Here is a 16,459-nt window from a genome sequence, read left to right on the forward strand (position 1 = left end):
AATTTAAATAAAATAAAATGAATATTGCCATATTTGATAATTTGGATGCGTTGTATAAAAACGCTGCCAATATGTTTGTTGAGCTTTCAGAAAAATCGATCCGAAAGCACGATAAATTTGTTGTTGCATTAAGTGGAGGTTCTTCTCCGAAAGCAATTTTCAACTTATTGGCGACTGAGGAATACGCAGATCGAATAGAGTGGAGTAAAGTATATTTTTTCTGGGTAGATGAAAGATGGGTGTCTCTTGATGATGAAAAAAGCAATGCTAAAATGACATTTGAAACCCTTCTGAATAAAGTTCCTGTAAAGAAAGAGCATATTTTTCCCATGTATAAAAACAGAACCGAGCCGGAAGATTATGCTAAGGAATATGAAGCGCACATCAGAAATATACTGGGAGATGAAGGAATTTTTGATTTTATCCTTTTAGGAATGGGTGATGATGGTCATACAGCTTCTTTATTTCCGGGTGAAAAGGTCTTACACGAGAAAAAAAAATGGGTAGATGCCTATTATCTTCAATCTCAGGAAATGTTTAGAATTACCCTTACTGCCCCGGTTATCAATAAAGCTGAAAATATATTGGTGGTGACATTTGGTAAGTCTAAAAAACATGCTTTGGGTGAGGTTTTACGTGGAGCGTACAATCCTGAAGTATATCCGCTTCAGTTAATTGAAAAGAGAGATGGCGTTCACTTTTTTACTGATCAGGAAGCAGGTGTCTGATTTTAAATGATATAGAAAATCGTGCACTCCGGTATATAGAGATAAGTATAAAAAAAGCTGTAATTGAATTGATTACAGCTTTTTAAAAAATCGGTGTGTACAAATAAACATACTTTAAATATTAAAAAAAGAATATCTTTAATTAAGATAAAAAATTAGGTATTTTTAATACCGCTAGGAACTGAAACAAATTCTCTTATTTGAAAAAAATGGTCAGAGATTCTGATATTATGATGCATTCTTACAGTAAGTTGCTACAGAAATGTTTTCAGGAAATCTGAACTCTTGGTCCAGGTGATTCCTTGATATCGATTGTTTGAAAGTTCCATATGGTGAGTGGTAAACATAGAATACATATATTGTCCTTGCTGAAATTTAGCGTACAGTTCATGTTCCGATGCAGGATTTTCAGTTCTCTGTTTTCTGATCGACTCTGCAAATTCATCCAGGCTGGAAATCTGGTGAATTTTAAATTCACGACCCATTATCTTCTTTACATCTTCAAAAATCATCAGCGGACTCACCTGAAAGCTGGCAATCTGCAGATTTCTGGGTGTAGTATCATCCAAAGCCACTTCAGCTGTAAATTCAGCCGTATTGTCCATCGTTGTAAAATCCAGTCTCCAGTCTGGCTGATCTCCCCAATAGCCGATACTTTTTTCTTTCAGATTAAGGATTGGCGTATTATACTGCAATATATCTGCAAAACACCCGTTAAATACAGATGAAGCCCGGACGGAAGATTGATCTGTATATTTTTTAAATTCTCTTCTCCAGTCAAAATTTCTGTTTTCACCTTCGGTAAGATCATTGTAATCGGTACAGAAATCAGAAGGTATGAATCTTGGGACACCTGCAAGGATTGCTGCATCCAAAAGTATTTTCTGAAAATCAATAATAACTTCTTTTAAACCTGCGACAGCAGAAATGACACAACTGACACCTTCGCATACTCTTGTAATCTCATTGATATCATTCATCTCAACAGGATAAATCTGTACGCCCATTTTTTCGAGAACAGCAATCTTATCAGGATCGGCGGAATGTCTTACAAGAGCTTTCACGGCTGCGTTGCGCTTCAGTAGTTCTCTGCATATTCTGTTTCCTAAATTACCTGTTGCGCCTGCAACCAAAATTGTTTTTTCCATACGATAAATTTATGATGCTAAAAATGGTAAAATAAGACTCAGCACCTTTTGAGGCTGTTCTTCAAATAAATAATGTCCGCTATCTGTAATACCGACCACTTCGATATCCGAAGCAACCAATGGCAATCCGTAGCTCATATAGTTGTAGCTGATGTAGCTGCCGATACCCAAAACAGGCATTGTAAGTTTCTGGTAATTTTCAGCGTCTGCAATATCCTGACTGAAACTCTGATACCATGCATTCGAGGCTCTTATGCTTTCTTTATCACTGTAAGCCTGAGCATAAACAGCCCTTTCAAACTCAGTCATTTTGCTGTCGTCAATCATTACGTAATTAAACAGCCATTCCTGCAACAGATAAAAACGGTCTTCCAAAAGTTGTTCGGGCAGACCTTTTACCTGATTAAATCCCATCCACCATGCATAAGGCATATTGGCATCCATCTTTTCATTAAAAGTTCCTGCAGCCGGAATCAGCGGCATCTGAAACATTCCTTCACTGGGATGTGAGCCGTCAAGCACGATCAGTTTTTCTGTAAGTTCAGGAAAATTGAATGCGAAACTCATGGCGACCATTCCCCCAATATCATGTCCGAGAATATTGATTTTTTCAAACCCAAGCTGAGTGACTAAATGTTGTACATCAGTTGCCATCGTTTTTTTATCATATCCAGATTCCGGTTTTTCTGAAGAACCCATTCCCCGCAGATCGATGATTATAATGCAGTATTCTTCTGCCAGTTGCAAAGCTACAGATCTCAATGAGTACCATGTCTGCGGCCAGCCGGGAAGGCAGATTAAAGGTTTTCCCTGACCTCCCTGCACGTAGTGGATGGTAATACCATTTACCGTGGCGTACTTATTTTCAAATCCCGGAAAGTCATTAATCAGCTCATTGTCAGAATAGTTGTCTTCTGAAGGGTTGATTGTTTTGTTCATGTCATTTTTTTAGTGTGACACAAAGGTAATTTGTATTTGAACCGGTCAGACTACCATCTGGTAGGAAATGCTTATCTGATGTTTTTCCGGATCCGGCTAAGCGCATTCGGAGTGATTCCCAAAACACTGGCAAGTTGTTTTATTGGTATTTTCTGAAGCATTTCTGTGGTATTCATAAATTCAAGATAGCGCTCCTCAGCAGTAAGCGTCTGAAACTTTAAAATCTGATCGATCATTCTTACCGTGGTTTCTTCCCATATTTTACGGCTGAACTCATGCCATACCGGAACATGGGCATACAGAAATTCCATGTCTTTTTTATCAATAACAATCAGTTCGGTATCTTCAATGGCAATAATGTTGAATCTGGTCGGTTTCTGAGGATTAAAACTTGATATCTCTGTTAAAAATTCGTTTTCAAAAACTACCCATGTTGTATTTTCACCGTTTTCTCCCTCATAATAAAAACGCAGTCCCCCGGATACAATAAAAAAATATTGCTGTGCGATCTGTCCTTTTCTTAAGACCAGATTTCCTTTGGGAACTGCTTTTGGTCTGCATTTAGAGCGTACGATGTTAAGCTCTGTTTCATCAATGCCAATGATGTTCCTGATGAAATTTTCGAATTTTTCCATTGTATCAAGATTCCGGTTATGATAGCTGATTACTCCTCAATCTTCTGCAAATGTAAAGAATATAAGACGAGAAAATGTTTACAGATACTGGAAAAATCAGACCACTGAGTACGAAATCGCTTCAATATCTGGTGAAAATACAAGAGTCCTGTAATTTTAAAACAATAGAAATTAAATATTTCTTTATCACCAGTTCACAAATATGAATTTTTCCTTCCACGGTAGTTTGACAAGACCGATTCCCCAGGGAAGCCTATCCAGTAAAATATCTTGTGTTTTCCGTTCTACCGTGAGAGTACAATCATAATCTGTGACAGTTAATTTACCAGAGCGTTGAAAAAATTCGTTTTGTAATAATGCTGAAGATGATTTTTTCATCGAATTCCAATTATGCTTAACGCTTTCTATTACATTTTCAGCTTCTGTTTTATGCTTACGAGAGAGTTTGATATGCCTGTTAATGGTTTGATTCGCCGGAATATTGCATAAGAATTTTTCAAAAATCATATCATATTCGGGAGCGTTTGTTTTTCCGGTGGCGATGTAGTGTAGTAAATGTGCGCACAATTCAGGATCAACGAGTTGCTGGGTTTTTGTGTTTAATAGGTTGCAATGCTCAAAAAAATTTTTAATGAACGGATGTATCAGAATAAGCCCTCCATTTTGAATGTATTGCCCATCTTTCTGACTTAAATCTTTGTCATTGAGACTTAAATTTTCCTGAACTGCATTCTTTCGATGCAATGTTTCCTTTAAAGTTTCATTATTTTCCGGAAGATCTTTTGAATTGTTTTTAATAATTTCAAGAATTTCATTTTCTTCAATAAAAGGGAATATCTTAACTGCTGTTTTCCAACTCAAATGGTTTTTCCTTTTTTGTAATAAAAAAATCGGAGTTGTTTCTGCTTTTACTATTTGTTGTAAAATATATTCTTTAAAATTACTTTTTGATGAATTCAAATACTGTGATAATACATTTAAAACCAAATGCCATACAGTGAATCTGTCGGTATGATTGAGTTTCGACAGGTGGCGTATAATATCAATATCCAGGTTGATCTTTAAATCTTTATTTTTTAAAACCGTCTCACATAAATGTGCAATCTGCTCGTCTGAAAGTTGACTGATTATTCGCTCCTGAACATTTTGTTTTGACAAAACAGGTATCATTCTTTTCTGAAAATTTTGGCTTAGGATAAGAGTTTCAAATACTGCGGGTTCCAAAAAAGAAAAATTCTTTTTCTCAGAATTCCACCAAGGCATATATCCTTTTTCCAAAAAATAGATAAAAGTCTGAATTGTTTTTTCGTGGTTGTCGATCAGGTATGCATTAGAGTCGCTTTCTGCTTTTTGATTAAAACTTACAATTGGTGCAGTAATTTCTGACAGTTTTTCTTTAAAGAGTTGAGCGATTTCATCTTTCAATTCAGTATTTAATGAGCTGTTTTTTACGTCAAAATTCAATTGTAAATGAGGAATATGAATCGTATAATCAGCTAACGGATATTCTAAAGCATTGATGTATTTTTCTATTTCAGGAAAAACATCAATCGACAAAAAGGTGCTGATGTCTTCTTTTATACTATTTGCTTTTTCCTTGTTGTTTACGGTAATTTCAACGAAAACTTTCTGAATTATATGATCTTGCTTCACCTTCGATAAATTTTATGATATGATACATTGATTTCTTTAGTCAAACTCACCTCCCCAAAAACCGGCAGGACAAAGACTTAGCTTTGATCTTTGTTTTGCGCTCAATCTGCATCCGCAACCTCTTACGAAACCAGCTTTTGGAGAATCTGCAACTTCTAATGTATTAGGATTAAGCCATTTTAGTGCGTTGCAATTGTTGCCATTTTTTAAAGGACATTTGTTGCAGATTTCTTCTCTTACCGAGAAAACATACTCTTCAGTTTGATTTACCATGCCTATTTTTGAACGTAATTCATTGAAATGACCGCCAATGATTTCATTGCGCTTGCCAAAAATTTTTTTGATATTCATAGGATTAAATTTTTAATTATGGGGACAAAATTAGAAGAAGAAAAGCCGTTTCGCTAATTCTAAGACCTTTCTATTCAGTCTTTGCAGTAAAATATAAATCATCTCCAAAGGAAAAATACCTTCAATTCTAAAAAATTTTTGCAATATAAAGAATGATTCTTCTAGTCAGAAAAGTGATGCTTTTTGAAAACTGATTTCAGAGTAATCAGAGATAGTATGATTCTATCAAATTATCTCTCATTATTAACTGTTGAAATATTTTTTTATACCGAAATTATACTTTAATATTTAGGTTAAAATTTCACCTTAATTAGATTAATAAAAATTTTTAGCTGAATTCATATTTTTAATTTATTATTTAAACATTTGATTGTTAATTATTTGATTATTATTTTTTTTAAAATTTCTCAACGATGGATAGAAATATTATTTACTGCAAAGACAGGTTTGATCCCTCGAAATATTTGTCTTTTGAGTAGGGATGATTGTATGTTTGCAGCATAATAATTATGAACAGAAATTATGATAAACGAAGTATTGACAATTTTAAAAGATCGGCTGAATGATTCAGAAGGTTTACAGGATATTTTAGGGGATATTACTGTTGTGGATGACATAGCAAAGCACGACGATGACACCTCAGGTCTTGACAATAAGGTGGTGATCACGCTGCTAAACGTTGAGGAAGAATCAACATTGAAAAACAGGTCGAGATACAATAAGGTATTGATAAGTGAAAACCCTACGCAGTATGACATGAAAATGGAGAGTCCGCCGGCTTATTTAAATCTGTATGTAATGATCTCTGCCAACAGAACTACCTATGCCAACGCTTTAGCAAATATTTCAAAAGTCATTGAGGTGTTTCAGACAAACAATGTGTTGGAGTATATTGATCCTGATGATCAGAATGAAAACGATTTCAAATTCAGAATCGAACTGCATTCTATTCCGTTTGATCAGCTGAGTTACATCTGGGGATTATTAGGCGGAAAGGTAATGCCTTCTGTCTTATATAAAATCAGTGTAATAAAAATTATGGCTAAGGATACGACGTCTGTTGAATTGATTCATGACGTTAATATTCAAAGCATTAAAGTCGATTAACCATAAAAACAAAAACTAATAACCTTTAACTCAAATTTTTAAATCATGCCAAATCCAAAAACACCAGGTGTTACAGTTGAAGAAATTACAAAACTTCCTTATTCAGTTACATTAGTAGATACAGCTACTCCCGTATTTATCGGCTATACCGAGCTAATTCCCGAAGGCTATAATATTAATGATAATAACAATGAAAAGCTTAAAATCAGTTCTCTTCTGGAATATGAAGATAAGTTCGGAAAAGCAAAAAAGGAAAGTATCCAGCTGAAAGATACGAAAGATAAAGGAGTTACCCTTATAGCACCGGAAGTACAGTTTTTAATGTATTATTCGCTTCAGATGTATTTTGCTAATGGTGGTGGCCCATGCTATATTGTTTCTGTAGGAACTTACGCTTCTATTTCGGCGGGAGCGCAGTTATCTTCACTGAAAAACGGACTTGACAAGATTGAAACTCTAAAAACTATTAAAGATCCGGTTCTTATTGTTTTACCCGATGCCGTATCGTTACCCGAGCCAGATTTTTATAGTCTTTATAATTATGCAATAGGAAAATTAGAGACAAAAAATAGGTTTGCCATTTTAGATACATATGAAGGAAATTCCGCAATCTCAAATAATCTTAATACAATTGGGCACTTTAGAGCTGAGGTAGATTCAACCAGCCATGCTGCAGCTTATTTCCCTCATTTAAAAACAAATTTGAATTATACTTTTGATGAGGATGCAGCTATTACACATACTGGTTTACAACAAGCGGAACAGGATAGTGCTACTTTTTATGCAGGGGAGATTGCTGCTTTAGATGAATTAAAAAGCCTGGCAAGTGATGAGATCTCAAGCGGATCTGCAAATGGTTTTGTACTTGCCGATTTATTGGATCAGGCTATTGCAATTGCAGAAGAAATTAATGAAACCGCTGATGTAAAAACGGCTTTAACGGAAGCTATTAATGAAGCCAAAGCTGTCTCAGAAGCCATATATGAGGGTGTGATAGACGATTTTATCATTCCTGATGATTTAGACGAAAACGCACCTGTTTTCAGTGGAGAGTTTGAGGCATTAAAGGCTGCAATTCTCAATGTAAAAGATGAAAAAGGTAATGCAGACGGAATAACACTTAAAAATTTAGAGTCATCTGATTCTTTATTATACAATGAAATAAGAGAAGCCATAAGATCCTTAAAAATTGTTTTACCCCCATCATCGGCAATGGCAGGAGTATATGGCAGAGTAGACAGTACAAGAGGAGTGTGGAAGGCTCCGGCAAATGTAAGTCTTAGTTATGTAATGAGTCCAACGGAAAAAGTTTCCGATCAGGAGCAGTCAGATCTCAACATAGATGATTCTGGAAAATCAATCAATGCGATCAGAATTTTTACAGGAAAAGGTACTTTGGTTTGGGGTGCAAGAACACTTGATGGTAAAGACAAAAAAGAGGACGGAAAAGATAATGAATGGAAGTATGTGCACGTACGCCGATACTACAATATGATTAGGCAATCGATCACTGATGCACTCCAACAATTTATTGATGAGCCCAATACATCCCAAACTTGGCTGTTTGCAAAAACAATGATAGAAAATTTTCTAAACCAGCAATGGATGGATGGCGCACTGATGGGTAACTCTCCAAAAGATGCTTACGAAGTAAAAGTTAAATCCGGAGGCACTCATATAATGAATGTAGAAATCAAAATAGCATTAGTGCGTCCCGCAGAATTTATCGTCCTGAATTTCTCACACAAATTACAACAATCCTAAGATACGATTACCCACAAATAAACCTTCGAAGTTCTGCTTCGAGAAATAATTAATATTAATTTAAATTTTTAAAAAATGAATTACAAAACCCCTGGAGTCTATGTGGAGGAACTGGCAAAATTTCCGCCTTCCGTAGCGCAAGTTGAAACAGCTATTCCCGCTTTTATCGGGTACACCGCTGATGGACCAAAAAACAAACCAACAAGAATCTCTTCGATGTTGGAGTACGAAGTACTTTTTGGAAAAGCAAACCCCGAAACCTTCGCTGTAGCTTTCAAAGATGGCGTTGCAACAGCAACCCAGACTGTGGTAAGCGATTTTAAAATGTACTATGCTATGCAAATGTATTTTGCAAATGGTGGCGGACCATGCTATATCGTTTCTGTAGGAGCACAAAATGTTTATTATTCCGCAGTAAATGTAACTGAGTTACAGGCAGGTCTTGACTTATTAAAAAAAGAAGACGAGCCTACGCTGATTGTTTTTCCTGATCTTCAGAGTCTGGTTGCTAATTCTGCTGATGTAGTAGCTGCACAAACCGCTAAAGATCTTGCTCTACATGCTGTTACAGTTGCAAATACAGCAGTTGGAGTGGCTCAGGATGCAGTTGAAGATGCAGAAGATAATGGTACACCGGAAGAATTGGTACAAGCCAACCAGGCTTTGGAAGATGCACAGGCAGATGCTGCCACTGCAACTGCGATTGCGAATGTTGCTAACGCTAATTTAATAAAGATTACTGCGGCAAACTCTGATAGTGCTATTACAAATGTTTATCAGTTGTACAACAAAGCTTTGGATCAGGCAGAATCATTAAAGGACAGATTTGTCATTATGGATGTTTTGGGAGATGAGGTTGCTTTTAGAAATAAAGTAATTTCTACGGGTCTAAAATACGGAGCAGCTTATCATCCAAAATTAAAAACAGTTTTGAGTTATGATTTCAAAGACGTTAATGTTTCTGTTACAGGTGTTTCCGATGTGACAAATTTAGCAGAGTTGAAGACCTCAAACTCAGAATTGTATAATCAGGCTAAAAAAGCAATCGAATCTAACAGAGTAGTATTGGCTCCATCATCAGCAATGGCAGGAGTTTACGCTAAAGTAGACAGTACTTCCGGAGTATTTAAAGCGCCTGCAAATGTTGGACTTAACTTCGTAGAAGCACCTACCGTAAAAATTTCTGATAGAGAGCAAGATAAGCTTAACGTAGATGCAACAGCCGGAAAATCAATCAACGCGATCAGAACTTTCACAGGAAAAGGAACATTGGTTTGGGGAGCAAGAACGCTTGACGGAAACAGCAATGAATGGAGATATATCTCTGTACGTCGTTTCTTCAACATGGTGGAAGAGTCTGTGAAAAAGGCTACAGAACGTTTCGTTTTTGAACCGAATACTGCCAATACCTGGATTCGTGTACAAACAATGATCGAAAATTTCCTTAACCAACAGTGGCAAGACGGTGCATTGGCAGGAAGCAAACCTGAAGAAGCTTATTATGTGAGCGTTGGTCTTAACAAAACGATGTCTGCTCAGGATATTCTGGAAGGAAGAATGATTATAGAAGTGGGTATGGCTGCGGTACGTCCTGCTGAGTTTATTGTGCTGCGTTTTTCACACAAGCTTCAGGAATCATAAAATAAATTAAATAACAAATAAATATAAATAATTATGAATACATATCCATTAGTAAAATTTGCCTTTGAAGTAGATTGGGGCGGAACGAAAGTAGGTTTTCAGGAAGTAAGCGGATTAAATGCAGAAGCAGCTTTAATTGAATACCGACACGGGGCAAGTCCGGATTTTAGTAAAATAAAAATGCCGGGATTGAAAAGTTTCAGTAACATCACTTTAAAAAGAGGAACTTTCAAGAGTGATAACGAGTATTTTGAGTGGTTCCAGACGATTCAGCTAAACACGGTAGAGAGAAGATCAATTACGATCTCACTTTTAGATGAGAATGGTGAGCCTGCCGTTACTTGGAAAGTAAAAAATGCATTCGTGCTTAAAATCAACTCAACAGATCTGAAAGCCGAAGGGAACGAGGTGGCTGTTGAAACTTTAGAAATTGCACACGAAGGATTAACTATTGAAAATAATTAATATTAACTTTAAATTTAAAAAAAATGAATTACAAAACACCCGGAGTCTACGTAGAGGAAATTGCAAAATTCCCGCCATCTGTAGCACAAGTAGAAACGGCTATTCCTGCTTTTATTGGGCATACCGAAAAAGGACCGAGAAATGAGCCAACAAGAATCTCTTCGATGTTGGATTACGAAACAATTTTTGGAGCAGCAAAACCTGAAGCTTTCACTATTACGGTAAATGCAGATTCTGTTACCGCTGGGGTAACCCCAAGCAAATTTAAGATGTACTATGCGATGCAAATGTACTTTGCAAACGGTGGCGGACCATGCTATATCGTTTCAGTAAATGGTTACGGAACTGCCCCGTCCTTAGGAACAGAAACGGCTGTTGGTAGCTTAGTGTTCGGATTAAAATCTTTAGAAAAAGAAGACGAGCCAACACTTATTGTCTTCCCGGATGCTGAAGCACTGGCTGCTGATGCATATGAATTATATGGGCAGGCTTTACAGCATGCAGAGCTTATGAAAGACAGATTTGTCATTATGGATGTGGTCGGGAACGATAATGCAACTGCAGTGGCAGAATTCAGAAATAACTTAGATGATGGTGAACATTTAAAATATGGGGCAGCTTATTATCCAAAATTAGAAACAGTTTTAAACTATAATTATGATGCTTCAACCACGATGGTTCAAGGGGTTGCTTTAAGTACATTGAAAACCTCAAACTCAGAATTGTATAATCAGGCTAAAAAAGCAATCGAATCTAATAGAGTAGTAATGGCTCCCTCATCAGCAATGGCAGGAGTTTATGCTAAAGTAGACAGTACTGCAGGAGTATTTAAAGCACCAGCTAACATTGGACTTAGCTATGTAGTAGCACCTACTGTAAAAATTTCTCACGAAGATCAGGAAAGTTTTAACGTAGATGCAACAGCCGGAAAATCAATCAACGCGATCAGAACTTTCACAGGAAAAGGAACATTGGTTTGGGGAGCAAGAACGCTTGACGGAAACAGCAATGAATGGAGATATATCTCTGTACGTCGTTTCTTCAACATGGTGGAAGAGTCTGTGAAAAAGGCTACAGAACGTTTCGTTTTTGAACCGAATACTGCCAATACCTGGATTCGTGTACAAACAATGATCGAAAATTTCCTTAACCAACAGTGGCAAGACGGTGCATTGGCAGGAAGCAAACCTGAAGAAGCTTATTATGTGAGCGTTGGTCTTAACAAAACGATGTCTGCTCAGGATATTCTGGAAGGAAGAATGATTATAGAAGTGGGTATGGCTGCGGTACGTCCTGCTGAGTTTATTGTGCTGCGTTTTTCACACAAGCTTCAGGAATCATAAAATAAATTAAATAACAAATAAATATAAATAATTATGAATACATATCCATTAGTAAAATTTGCCTTTGAAGTAGATTGGGGCGGAACGAAAGTAGGTTTTCAGGAAGTAAGCGGATTAAATGCAGAAGCAGCTTTAATTGAATACCGACACGGGGCAAGTCCGGATTTTAGTAAAATAAAAATGCCGGGATTGAAAAGTTTCAGTAACATCACTTTAAAAAGAGGAACTTTCAAGAGTGATAACGAGTATTTTGAGTGGTTCCAGACGATTCAGCTAAACACGGTAGAGAGAAGATCGATTACGATCTCACTTTTAGATGAAAATAGTGAGCCTGCCGTTACCTGGAAAGTAAAAAATGCATTCGTGCTTAAAATCAACTCAACAGATCTAAAAGCCGAAGGGAACGAGGTGGCTGTTGAAACTTTAGAAATTGCACACGAAGGATTAACTATTGAAAATAACTAATCATGGCAGTTTTATATCCTCCAACAAGTTTCTCTTTCATTGTTAACGGGATCTCAACAACAGAGGGTATTGACTCCAGATTTCAGTCTATATCTGGTTTATCAACAGAAATTGGAACTGAAGAATATGCCGAAGGGGGCGAAAATAGATTTACTCATCAACTTCCTTTGCGACCAAAATATCCTAATTTAGTTCTGAAACGTGGATTAATTGTAAGTTCCGGATTGATAAGCTGGTGTAGAAATGCTATGGAGAACTTCGAGTTTGAACCCAGAGACCTCATTGTTTCTCTTTCAGGGGGGCTTCAGTCTACAGCACCTTTAATGGTCTGGAATGTAGTCGGGGCATATCCTGTAAAATGGGAAGTATCAGAATTCAATGCAGAAGAAAGCAGACTTGCTATTGAAACAATAGAGCTGAAATACAGATATTTCACAATACCCTCATCGTTAGCAAGCTTAGGCTTGTAATTTCTAAATCTAATCTAAGCACAAGAAAGTGTGTTAGTTTTCAGATAACATTCAGCAAAAATTTTCAGATAAAAAACAAAAGTTTGGTTTGTCACAAGACTAAACACACTCTTTCTGTGCTTAGATTTTTTTAAATAAATATGTTAAATCATTGGTTGTTAATGTTTTAATATTAATAATTGATTAAAAACAAACGAAATGCCAATAGAAATAAAAGAGCTTCACATTAAAATAAATGTGGACGAAAAAGCAACATCAGCGACAACTGCCGCATCGGTAGATCAAGCGCAAGTCATGCGGGCAATTAGCGAAAGCGTAGAGCAGGTAGTAAATATTGAACAACGTAAAAAAGAAAGATAATGGGAGAAATTGCAAAAGTAACAATACAGACTTATAAAGATAATGGCTTTGGTCAAAATTCTTTAGTTGAGATTAAGGCTTTTACTGCTCTCATTAATCCAACAGGTTTTTCTATAACCCATAAAGTTGAGTATGATACTACACAAGCAGATGGAGCAAATGCAACTAATTCAAAGTTTGTAAAAAAATCTCCTCAGTCCTTACAATTAGAATTTTTATTTGACGGTACAGGAGTAACAAAAGCTAACTCAGGTAATAAACTTATCAATAAGATAAAGGAAGGTTTAGGAAAGAGAGACCCTTTTAGCAAAAAAGCAGTAGAAGATCAATTAATTGAATTTTATGCTGCAACAGGAGATTTTAATGGTACAATTCACAAACCGTATAATGTTATTGTCAGTTGGGGGAAATTCAAATTTGAAGGCTCTCTTACAGAATTGACAATAGATTATAAATTATTCAATAATGATGGGACACCTTTAAGAGCCATCGGAAAAGCAACTTTTTTAGAATCTATTAGTCCTGAACTTGCTGCAAGAATGGCAAATAAAAATTCTCCGGATCTTACTCACAAAAGAACAGTACAAGATGGAGATACATTACCATTAATGACAGAAAGGATTTACGGAGATTCTAAATACTATCTGGAAGTAGCGAAGGTAAATGGTCTTATCAATTTCAGACAATTAAAACCTGGAAGTGAACTATACTTTCCGCCAATAGAAAAAATATCATAACATGAACAATAGCGGATACATACAAACAGCAAAAACCCCGGATTTGATAACTTTTAAGGTTATGTCCGGAGGTACAGAATTGCCTGGTAAGTACGGTGTGAAAAGTATTGTAGTGGAAAAAGAAGTCAACAGAATTCCTTATGCCCGCATTGTTATTTTAGACGGAAGTGTACCGGAACAGGATTTCAAGCTAAGCAATGAAGAACTATTGATTCCAGGAAAAGAAATTGAGATCACTGCCGGATATCACTCGGAAGAAGAAACCATTTTTAAAGGAGTTGTAGTAAAGCACAACATAAAAATCAGAAACGGCTCTTCTTATCTCATCATCGAATGCAGAGACAAGGCTGTAAAAATGACTTTAGGAAGAAAAAGTAAATATTTCTACGAAAGCACAGACAGTGATGTCATTGAAGAGCTTATTGGTAATAACGGTCTCACTGCCGATGTTGAAGCTACTTCAAATTCACATCAGGAATTAGTACAGTACAGAGCTTCTGATTGGGATTTTATGTTAACCAGAGCGCAGGCAAACGGTAAATTGTGTTTTGTTGAAGATGGAACGATCAAAATAGCTAAGCCGGATTTTAGTGGTGAAGCTGTAGAAACGGTAGTTTATGGATCATCAGTACATGAGTTTGACGGAGAAATCGACGCCAGAGACCAATTCAACAAAATTACAGCCAAAACATGGAGCTATACCGATCAGGAACTGACAGAAGTTGAAGCTCAGGATCCGGCAATTAATCTCAATGGAAATCTTTCATCCGGTGATTTGGCAGATGTTTTTGGAATTGAAGATCTTCAGCTTAAACACGGCGGAAATCTTACTCAGGGTGAGCTGCAGGAATGGGGAGATGCGAAAGCAACTTTTCAACAGTTAGCCAAAACAAAAGGGAGGGTACAATTTCAGGGAATTCCAGATGTTATACCCGGCGTTTCATTGACACTGCAGGGAGTAGGAAACCGGTTCAACGGAAAAATATATGTCACCGGTGTCCGTCATGAAATTGCCGATGGAAATTGGCTGGTTGACGCTCAGTTTGGGCTTTCTCCAACATGGTTCTCAGAAACGTATGACGTAAGTGAAATGCCTGGTTCGGGAATTATTCCTTCCATAAGCGGATTGCATATCGGTGTTGTTTCACAGCTGGAATCAGATCCGGACGGAGAAGACAGAATTTTAGTACAGATACCAATCATCAATAATGAAGAGGAGGGAATTTGGGCAAGAATTGCAACGCTTGATGCAGGAGAAAACAGAGGTTCATTTTTCAGACCGGAGATCGGAGATGAAGTCATCATCGGATTCATTAATGACGATCCCAACGATGCAGTGATACTCGGAATGTTGAACAGCAGCGCAAAACCGGCTCCAATTGTAGCTTCTGACGATAATCACGAAAAAGGATTTGTCACCCGAAGCGAAATGAAAATGATTTTTAATGATGATAAAATTTCATATACGCTTGAAACTCCAAAAGGTAAAAAAGTGATTGTAGACGAAGATGCAGACATCATTAAGATTGAAGATGAACATTCTAATATTCTTACGCTTAATAAAGATGGTATCAGTATAGAAAGTGGGAAAGACATCAAGATCAAAGCAAAAGGAGACATCACTATGGAGGGAACCAATATCAACATAAAAGCAAGTGCCCAGTTAAAAGCAGAAGGCAGTTCGGGTTCAGAGCTTAAATCGGGAGCGGTAACCGTAGTAAAAGGTTCTCAAGTTAAAATTAATTAATAATCATGAAACCGGCAGCAAGAATTACAGATATGCATACCTGTCCTATGGTAACGGGAACTGTTCCACACGTAGGCGGACCCATCATTCCGGCAGGAGAACCTACGGTACTCATCGGAGGAATGCCTGCAGCGAGAGTGGGAGACAAAGCAGTATGCACGGGTCCGCCAGACACCATTGCGTCAGGATCCTCAAGTGTAATGATAGGTGGAAAACCCGCCGCAAGAATGGGTGATTCTACAGCTCATGGAGGGGTAATAACCGCAGGTGAAGCTACTGTTTTAATAGGCGGATGAATGATATTTAAAATAGTTTTTGATATGATCATGAGCTACTATTTAAATATGATCTGACTAAAAGTAAAAAGGTAAAACATCAATAACAAAAACGGTTAGAATAACTAAAACTCTATGCTACATATACGAGATGTTACGACTAATAATACAAAATAACGTATGAAAATAAATACAGATTTTTTAGGAATAGGCTGGAGTTTTCCGCCTGAGTTTAATGAGACTGAAGGAAAACTGGCAATGACCACAGATGTGGAAGACATCAATAATAGTCTTATTATTTTATTGTCAACACGTCCGGGTGAGCGTGTAATGTTCCCTGACTACGGATGTGACTTGCAGGAAATGCTCTTCAAACCTCTTGACTTAACGCTTATCACCCAAATGAAAGGAATCGTTGAGCGTGCAATTTTATATCATGAACCCAGAATAAACATTTTAAATATTGATATTGATACCCAGGACGATCTTGAGGGAGAAGTTTTGATACAAATCGATTACGAAGTAAGAAATACGAATACAAGAAGCAATATTGTTTTTCCTTTTTACAAAGAGGAAGCTACTGAAATATAATAATTACAGGGATGTCTGTAGCCATTTTGAATACTACCAA

General features: G+C 36.8%; 18 protein-coding genes. 13 read left to right on the top strand and 5 right to left on the bottom strand.

Annotated features, from left to right (window positions below):
• The first annotated feature begins 17 nt into the window (after positions 1-17).
• Positions 18-728, top strand: coding sequence for a 6-phosphogluconolactonase (gene pgl / locus AC4FQ5_RS17885; RefSeq protein WP_491145527.1), 711 nt, complete (start codon positions 18-20; stop codon positions 726-728).
• A gap of 254 nt (positions 729-982) precedes the next feature.
• On the opposite strand, the gene AC4FQ5_RS17890 is transcribed toward pgl, so the two are convergent.
• The 5 genes from AC4FQ5_RS17890 to AC4FQ5_RS17910 form a co-directional block, all read right to left on the bottom strand.
• On the bottom strand, positions 983-1,876 hold the full coding sequence (locus AC4FQ5_RS17890; protein WP_491145529.1) for an NmrA family NAD(P)-binding protein: 894 nt from the start codon (positions 1,874-1,876) through the stop codon (positions 983-985).
• A gap of 9 nt (positions 1,877-1,885) precedes the next feature.
• Positions 1,886-2,815: an alpha/beta fold hydrolase gene (locus tag AC4FQ5_RS17895; protein ID WP_491145531.1), complete on the bottom strand. Its 930-nt coding sequence runs from the start codon at positions 2,813-2,815 to the stop codon at positions 1,886-1,888.
• 71 nt (positions 2,816-2,886) lie between these two features.
• Complete coding sequence (locus tag AC4FQ5_RS17900) at positions 2,887-3,450, bottom strand: Crp/Fnr family transcriptional regulator (protein ID WP_491145533.1); 564 nt, start codon at positions 3,448-3,450, stop codon at positions 2,887-2,889.
• A gap of 186 nt (positions 3,451-3,636) precedes the next feature.
• Positions 3,637-5,103, bottom strand: coding sequence for a contractile injection system tape measure protein (locus AC4FQ5_RS17905; protein WP_491145535.1), 1,467 nt, complete (start codon positions 5,101-5,103; stop codon positions 3,637-3,639).
• Positions 5,104-5,139: 36 nt separating this feature from the next.
• Positions 5,140-5,454, bottom strand: a complete 315-nt coding sequence (locus tag AC4FQ5_RS17910) for a hypothetical protein (RefSeq protein ID WP_491145537.1) — start codon at positions 5,452-5,454, stop codon at positions 5,140-5,142.
• A gap of 522 nt (positions 5,455-5,976) precedes the next feature.
• Between AC4FQ5_RS17910 and AC4FQ5_RS17915 the strand changes: the two genes are divergently transcribed.
• From AC4FQ5_RS17915 to AC4FQ5_RS17970, 12 genes are all read left to right on the top strand, one after another.
• Positions 5,977-6,561, top strand: a complete 585-nt coding sequence (locus AC4FQ5_RS17915) for a Pvc16 family protein (protein WP_491145540.1) — start codon at positions 5,977-5,979, stop codon at positions 6,559-6,561.
• A 45-nt stretch (positions 6,562-6,606) separates the two neighbouring features.
• A complete protein-coding gene (locus AC4FQ5_RS17920; RefSeq protein ID WP_491145541.1) occupies positions 6,607-8,325 on the top strand; it encodes a phage tail sheath family protein in 1,719 nt (572 codons plus the stop codon).
• A gap of 75 nt (positions 8,326-8,400) precedes the next feature.
• Complete coding sequence (locus tag AC4FQ5_RS17925) at positions 8,401-9,966, top strand: phage tail sheath family protein (RefSeq protein WP_491145543.1); 1,566 nt, start codon at positions 8,401-8,403, stop codon at positions 9,964-9,966.
• A 33-nt stretch (positions 9,967-9,999) separates the two neighbouring features.
• The gene (locus AC4FQ5_RS17930) at positions 10,000-10,431 is read left to right on the top strand and encodes a phage tail protein (RefSeq protein WP_491145545.1); all 432 of its coding nucleotides are present in this window, start codon (positions 10,000-10,002) and stop codon (positions 10,429-10,431) included.
• 23 nt (positions 10,432-10,454) lie between these two features.
• Positions 10,455-11,774, top strand: coding sequence for a phage tail sheath family protein (locus tag AC4FQ5_RS17935; protein ID WP_491145547.1), 1,320 nt, complete (start codon positions 10,455-10,457; stop codon positions 11,772-11,774).
• Between the two features lie 33 nt (positions 11,775-11,807).
• A complete protein-coding gene (locus AC4FQ5_RS17940) occupies positions 11,808-12,239 on the top strand; it encodes a phage tail protein (RefSeq protein WP_491145549.1) in 432 nt (143 codons plus the stop codon).
• A gap of 2 nt (positions 12,240-12,241) precedes the next feature.
• The gene (locus tag AC4FQ5_RS17945; RefSeq protein ID WP_491145551.1) at positions 12,242-12,709 is read left to right on the top strand and encodes a phage tail protein; all 468 of its coding nucleotides are present in this window, start codon (positions 12,242-12,244) and stop codon (positions 12,707-12,709) included.
• 198 nt (positions 12,710-12,907) lie between these two features.
• Entirely contained in the window at positions 12,908-13,069 is a 162-nt protein-coding gene (locus AC4FQ5_RS17950; RefSeq protein WP_491145553.1) for a DUF5908 family protein, read from the top strand.
• Positions 13,069-13,806: a CIS tube protein gene (locus AC4FQ5_RS17955; RefSeq protein ID WP_491145555.1), complete on the top strand. Its 738-nt coding sequence runs from the start codon at positions 13,069-13,071 to the stop codon at positions 13,804-13,806. The genes AC4FQ5_RS17950 and AC4FQ5_RS17955 overlap by 1 nt, the downstream gene beginning before the upstream one ends.
• Before the next feature lies 1 nt (position 13,807).
• Positions 13,808-15,553 carry a type VI secretion system tip protein VgrG gene (gene vgrG, locus AC4FQ5_RS17960; protein ID WP_491145557.1) on the top strand — a complete coding sequence of 582 codons (1,746 nt, stop codon included), beginning with the start codon at positions 13,808-13,810 and terminating at the stop codon, positions 15,551-15,553.
• A 5-nt stretch (positions 15,554-15,558) separates the two neighbouring features.
• Complete coding sequence (locus AC4FQ5_RS17965; protein WP_491145558.1) at positions 15,559-15,849, top strand: PAAR domain-containing protein; 291 nt, start codon at positions 15,559-15,561, stop codon at positions 15,847-15,849.
• 159 nt (positions 15,850-16,008) lie between these two features.
• Positions 16,009-16,419, top strand: coding sequence for a GPW/gp25 family protein (locus tag AC4FQ5_RS17970; protein ID WP_491145560.1), 411 nt, complete (start codon positions 16,009-16,011; stop codon positions 16,417-16,419).
• Positions 16,420-16,459: the final 40 nt, after the last annotated feature.

The sequence above is a fragment of the Chryseobacterium sp. DT-167 genome, from assembly GCF_058310155.1.

Coding starts and splice junctions, on each gene's coding strand:
- pgl (WP_491145527.1), top strand. CDS start 18: ATGAATATTGCCATATTTGATAATTTGGATGCGTTGTATAAAAACGCT.
- AC4FQ5_RS17890 (WP_491145529.1), bottom strand. CDS start 1,876: ATGGAAAAAACAATTTTGGTTGCAGGCGCAACAGGTAATTTAGGAAAC.
- AC4FQ5_RS17895 (WP_491145531.1), bottom strand. CDS start 2,815: ATGAACAAAACAATCAACCCTTCAGAAGACAACTATTCTGACAATGAG.
- AC4FQ5_RS17900 (WP_491145533.1), bottom strand. CDS start 3,450: ATGGAAAAATTCGAAAATTTCATCAGGAACATCATTGGCATTGATGAA.
- AC4FQ5_RS17910 (WP_491145537.1), bottom strand. CDS start 5,454: ATGAATATCAAAAAAATTTTTGGCAAGCGCAATGAAATCATTGGCGGT.
- AC4FQ5_RS17915 (WP_491145540.1), top strand. CDS start 5,977: ATGATAAACGAAGTATTGACAATTTTAAAAGATCGGCTGAATGATTCA.
- AC4FQ5_RS17920 (WP_491145541.1), top strand. CDS start 6,607: ATGCCAAATCCAAAAACACCAGGTGTTACAGTTGAAGAAATTACAAAA.
- AC4FQ5_RS17925 (WP_491145543.1), top strand. CDS start 8,401: ATGAATTACAAAACCCCTGGAGTCTATGTGGAGGAACTGGCAAAATTT.
- AC4FQ5_RS17930 (WP_491145545.1), top strand. CDS start 10,000: ATGAATACATATCCATTAGTAAAATTTGCCTTTGAAGTAGATTGGGGC.
- AC4FQ5_RS17935 (WP_491145547.1), top strand. CDS start 10,455: ATGAATTACAAAACACCCGGAGTCTACGTAGAGGAAATTGCAAAATTC.
- AC4FQ5_RS17940 (WP_491145549.1), top strand. CDS start 11,808: ATGAATACATATCCATTAGTAAAATTTGCCTTTGAAGTAGATTGGGGC.
- AC4FQ5_RS17945 (WP_491145551.1), top strand. CDS start 12,242: ATGGCAGTTTTATATCCTCCAACAAGTTTCTCTTTCATTGTTAACGGG.
- AC4FQ5_RS17950 (WP_491145553.1), top strand. CDS start 12,908: ATGCCAATAGAAATAAAAGAGCTTCACATTAAAATAAATGTGGACGAA.
- AC4FQ5_RS17955 (WP_491145555.1), top strand. CDS start 13,069: ATGGGAGAAATTGCAAAAGTAACAATACAGACTTATAAAGATAATGGC.
- vgrG (WP_491145557.1), top strand. CDS start 13,808: ATGAACAATAGCGGATACATACAAACAGCAAAAACCCCGGATTTGATA.
- AC4FQ5_RS17965 (WP_491145558.1), top strand. CDS start 15,559: ATGAAACCGGCAGCAAGAATTACAGATATGCATACCTGTCCTATGGTA.
- AC4FQ5_RS17970 (WP_491145560.1), top strand. CDS start 16,009: ATGAAAATAAATACAGATTTTTTAGGAATAGGCTGGAGTTTTCCGCCT.